This window comes from Prevotella sp. tf2-5 (assembly GCF_900115435.1).
GTDB lineage: Bacteria > Bacteroidota > Bacteroidia > Bacteroidales > Bacteroidaceae > Prevotella.
In genome coordinates this window covers 1-4,754 of sequence record NZ_FOWK01000021.1, presented here as the reverse complement: position 1 = coordinate 4,754, position 4,754 = coordinate 1, and the positions used below count along the sequence as shown (strand labels likewise).

Sequence of the window (4,754 nt, the reverse complement as noted above, 5' to 3'; positions counted from 1 at the left end):
TTTTTCATAACAATTTTGAATATTATTCGTGCAAGTTTCATATAAAAATGCTATCTTTGCCGTATGAAACTAATATTAATAATAACATGAAGAAGAAATTATTAATAATGACATTGGCAGGCTTGGTATTTGCCTCATGTAATAGTAAGCAGCATCAAGAGAAGGCCACTGAGACGGCAGACAGTACTGTTGTGGATAGTGTGCAGGTGGAAAGCCAGCAGGAGAAGAAGGTGGAGAAGGAGGTGCCTGACATGACTCCCAAAGGTGTTGACTCAGAGGATGACTGCTATGACTACGATGCAGATACACGTAGCATGAAAAACGAACAAGGTACTATCTACTATCGGCAGATAGAAGAATAGGATTGAAAGAACTAAAGCGATATAGCGATGAAGAAACATGTATTGATAGCCTTAATAGCACTGATGTCTTGCATGACAGCAGTGGGGCAGGATATTCGTAAAGGCAGTACCAGTCTGGTGGTTATAGAAAAAGAGTGGGAACATGAGACATTAAGTGGCGTGGAAAACAATACACTTGGTGCCATGCTGGACTGCTTTGACAAGAGGTGGCCTACATGGATGGTGAAGGCTGCCCGTAAGACAATGAAGAAAGGTCTGCGCCTTGAGCGTAATGGAGATTCACAGCCTGTTGTCCACTATGACCCCAAGAACGGATGGGTGGAAGTGGCTATGTCGGGCCCACTCATTGCGGAGTTCATGAAGGTCTGCTACTGGAAACGTACTAACGGACATCGCCTGTTTGCCCTATACTTCGGCAATCCTGTCGAACCCAGCATCCATTTCGTATGCTTCTATGACTATAATCCTCAGAATCGCACGTTGACTCCTGAGCCGCAGATTATTGACGGCTACCGTACAACGGAAGATACCAAATTCTTCTATGATCTGCCACAAGAGGGTAAGGATTTAATCATATCGGAGTTTGGACCGAAAGGGCATCTGAGGCATACCTTCAAATGGGATGGTATGAAACCTGTATTCTCGAAGACAGAAGTGGTTGAAGATATCGCCGATGGGGATCATTACGATGAGGATGAGGAATGATATTTATCAATAACTCCTTCATAAAAGAGAGAAAATCGGGGATCAAGGCTTTGAATTCTTATTGTTCTCCGTACCTTTGCACCCATGATTGTTGCAAACATGAATCTCCATGAGGTCTATGACACGCTCATGGGTGAGATGCAGAAACTGGACTGGAAACGCGATGCCCTACGCTCCAAGGCTATCAAGGAGATGAACAGGCAGATGAGTTTTCAAAATTATGTGATGTATGACTACAAGATTCCATCATCCAACAACCAGTACATCATCTATTTCTATCGGGAACACCCATTCGGACCAATCCTGTCAGGCTACCTATGTGTTATGTTCGACGGCACCAAACGGTTCATCATCAAGTGGACTGACTGGCGATCGCCTGCGATACATGTCTTCACCAGTCATTTTCTACAGCGTTATAAGGAACGTTTCCTGAAACAACCAGAAATGACGGCCAATGAGGTCGCCGTAAGGTTCCTGTCGCGAAACTTCAATATGAAGCCTATGGCTATCGATGAGCGTATCAACAAGCGTATCGAGAAATATGGAGAGTTTGCAGGAGAGGGATACTTGGTTCCTGATGGATTTTGTTTCAAATTGTCTGGAAAGGAGTATTTGGACGGGAAAGCATCTGTAGGCATCAGTTTCTTCACAACCTTCATGCCACTGTCTGATATGTCAAGGAGCCAGCAAGAAGCCATCTTTGATGAGTGCATGAAGGATATTGACGACCTAAAATCATAGGGAATCTATTTCCAATTGGAAAAAATGATGAGGAACGCAGGGACAGGTACTGTGAATACCTGTAAACCAGTCCCTCGAATCGAGATAGTGGTCTGACATCAAACAAGGCACCATCGTATTTCGCGATGGTGCCTTGGGTTTTATGCTCACAAGGGATTCGCTTGTGTGGCATTATTTGATGACGACCTTTTTGCCATTATGGATATAGATTCCCTTGGACAATTTACTATTTGCGATTTTGCGGCCTTGCAGGTCGTAGAATGCATTATCAACAGCGTTGTTAGCTTTGATGGTCTGTATACCTGTAGGTGTTGTCTGTCCGTTGATAGAGTAGATATATCCGTGGTTTGTCTCATAATCACCAGCAAAGAATTGCAACTTCGCACAGATGACGACTTCATCGCCAATGTTCACATCACCCTCTTTGCAATCAGTGTTTTCAAGTCCTTTCGCCTTCCAGACATTTATCAGATTGGTTGTGGCGTCTGGTGTGGCACCAATACTGAACTCAGCCTGTCCATTATCTATTGTCACCTCGCTCACTACAAAACCTTTGACGTAGAAGACGGGTGTGAGTCCTTCAGTGATCAGCGCATCTACCACAATTTTTGCGTCATTAACAGTGAACGGGCTTTCTGCGGTGCCTTTGCCTTCAGTATTGACGATGGTGTAGGTCGCTGTTGTCATGTTACTGCTCTTGCCTGTGTTGCTAACAGCTATAGCTTTGATAGTTGTTGTCGCTGTTAAGTCCAGCTCAGTGCCATCATACTTTGTTCCGGTATAGTGTGTCTCATCAGTAAAGGAGGGATCATCGCCGTTCAGAGTATAGATGATGAAGTTCTTTGTTCCGCAAGTCATTGTCACCTTCTGTTCTCCCATGTATATGCCCTCATCGAGACTTAACACAGGTGTGGAAGGAGTGTCGCTGTATGTCACCACCACCTTGGTGATGCGCACCTGTTTCGTGGCAGTCAGAGTGAAGGAGTCAGTATTACCAATCCATGTGCCCACATTCTTATCCGTACTATAGTCATAGACACCCTCGGTAGGATTGGCGAAGCAGCCTGGTCCATATTTCGCGTCTCCCTTAGCGGTACATGTGATCTCCACCTTCACTATCTTATTTCCGGCAGAAGTGAAAGTCATGTTCGCATCGGCATAGCAGCGATAGTGGTGGTCCAGTGCCATGCAGCCATTGCTGACGGTGATGGTGACATCATCCTTGGTAATCATATCCTCTCCAGGATCCTCTGTGGTGCGACTGCCCTTGTCCACAGAAACATCGAAGGTGACATCACCTTGTATGCTTATGATGGTGTAGGTGGCGGAAGCGATGTTACTGCTCTTACCGTCATTACTTACGGCAATAGCTTTGATAGTCGTTGTCTTTGTGATGTTCAGGGGATTGCCATCCCAAAGTGTTCCGGTATAGTGTGTCTCGTCTGTATAGGCGGGGTCGTCACCATTCAGAGTATAGATGACGACACACCCCTCCTCATGTCCGAACGACACATTCTTGGGTTCAAAATACTGTCCTTCTGGAAGGGTGAAGGTAGGTTGGTCAGGAACTTCACCGACAGTCACCTCAACCTTGGTGATGCGCACCTGTTTTGTGGCTGTCAGAGAGAAAGCGACGTCATTGCCGAGCCATGTGCCCACATTTCCATCAGCCTGAAACTCATAGTCTCCCTTTGTAGGGGCCGCAAGGTTTCCCGGGCCATACTTCGCCTCCCCCTTAGAGGTACATGTGATCTCCACCTTCATGAGTAACCCCTCCCTCTCATCGCAATAAGAATAGGGCTCGCAGGGATGACCTGCGAGCTAAATTATTTTATGAATTACAGGTTGCTGACGAGTGCCTGAATCTTTTGTTTTGTGTCGTCAGTTTTCTGTTCGTCAATCTTTGCCGTCACGATACCACTGTCTTCAACATGCCAGTAATTGCAGATGTCGTGATACTCAGCTGTCGCACCGGTATAGACTCCGGGGGAGTAGGAGGACATCAGCAGAGCCATCTTCTTCACTTTTGCTGGTGCGTTGACACAATACATACGCTGAATAGGAGCCTGTATCTGGGCGCATAGTGTGAAGTAGTAGATAGGTGCTGCTAATACCAAGACCTCAGCCTCTGCCATCAGCGGGTAGAGCTCTTGCATGTCGTCCCTCTGGATGCAGGCACCATTCCCCTTGTTATGACAGTACTCACAAGCCAGACAACCGGCAATCTTCTTGCGTGACACGTTGACGAGTGTTACTTGATGACCTGCTGCCTCGGCAGCTTTCTTATACTCTTCCGCCATCCATGCGGTGTTACCATTGGCCTTCGGTGAAGCCTGTAAAATCAAAATATTCATAATCTTAAGTATTTGGTTAGTTTCTGAAAAGATAATAAAATCCTGCTAAACTTTTAGCAGTTCATCGGAAAATTTTGTGTGACAGCAGATTTTGTATATGCAGAAGATCATACGCTACGGATTGGCGGCATGATTTTCTTTTATATTAATTAAGGTATAGAGGTTTTTATGTTTTGTCATGGAAAGCGAAAACTTTTTGTTTTTATGTAAAAAAGTTCATGAAAAGTTTTGGGGGTTCAAAAATTTGTTGTACCTTTGCATCCGCTTTCGCTCAAAAACTTGATGCGATGGCAAGGAGAAAGAGCTCTTTGAGAAAATTGCATAAAACAGAGAAGTAGTAGTACAAGAAGCGAGTACCTTTACGGGTACTCGGGTAAGACAGATTTACGAACCGTCAAGAAGATGACAGGTGCTTTATAAGATCCATCTTGACTACCGGATAATGACAGCGTTCTGTGACAGAGACAATCCTTTATTGGATAGAAAGATATTTATACAGTGGAGAGTTTGATCCTGGCTCAGGATGAACGCTAGCTACAGGCTTAACACATGCAAGTCGAGGGGCAGCATGAAGTTTGCTTGCAAACTTTGA

General features: G+C 45.1%; 5 protein-coding genes and 1 rRNA gene. 4 read left to right on the top strand and 2 right to left on the bottom strand.

Annotated elements, in window-relative coordinates; genetic code table 11:
- Nucleotides 1-86 precede the first annotated feature (86 nt).
- From BM257_RS14455 to BM257_RS14445, 3 genes are all read left to right on the top strand, one after another.
- Nucleotides 87-362, top strand: a complete 276-nt coding sequence (locus BM257_RS14455) for a hypothetical protein (RefSeq protein WP_092074129.1) — start codon at nt 87-89, stop codon at nt 360-362.
- 27 nt (nt 363-389) lie between these two features.
- The gene (locus BM257_RS14450; RefSeq protein WP_092074127.1) at nt 390-1,067 is read left to right on the top strand and encodes a hypothetical protein; all 678 of its coding nucleotides are present in this window, start codon (nt 390-392) and stop codon (nt 1,065-1,067) included.
- 99 nt (nt 1,068-1,166) lie between these two features.
- Nucleotides 1,167-1,808, top strand: a complete 642-nt coding sequence (locus BM257_RS14445; RefSeq protein WP_143096888.1) for a hypothetical protein — start codon at nt 1,167-1,169, stop codon at nt 1,806-1,808.
- A 171-nt stretch (nt 1,809-1,979) separates the two neighbouring features.
- Here the strand turns inward: BM257_RS14445 and BM257_RS14440 are convergent, their stop codons facing one another.
- Both BM257_RS14440 and BM257_RS14435 read right to left on the bottom strand, forming a co-directional pair.
- Nucleotides 1,980-3,566, bottom strand: coding sequence for a chitobiase/beta-hexosaminidase C-terminal domain-containing protein (locus tag BM257_RS14440; RefSeq protein ID WP_177216149.1), 1,587 nt, complete (start codon nt 3,564-3,566; stop codon nt 1,980-1,982).
- Nucleotides 3,567-3,646: 80 nt separating this feature from the next.
- A complete protein-coding gene (locus BM257_RS14435) occupies nt 3,647-4,162 on the bottom strand; it encodes a flavodoxin family protein (RefSeq protein ID WP_092074121.1) in 516 nt (171 codons plus the stop codon).
- Nucleotides 4,163-4,657: 495 nt separating this feature from the next.
- Between BM257_RS14435 and BM257_RS14430 the strand changes: the two genes are divergently transcribed.
- Nucleotides 4,658-4,754: ribosomal RNA gene (locus BM257_RS14430) — 16S ribosomal RNA — on the top strand; the annotation flags it as partial.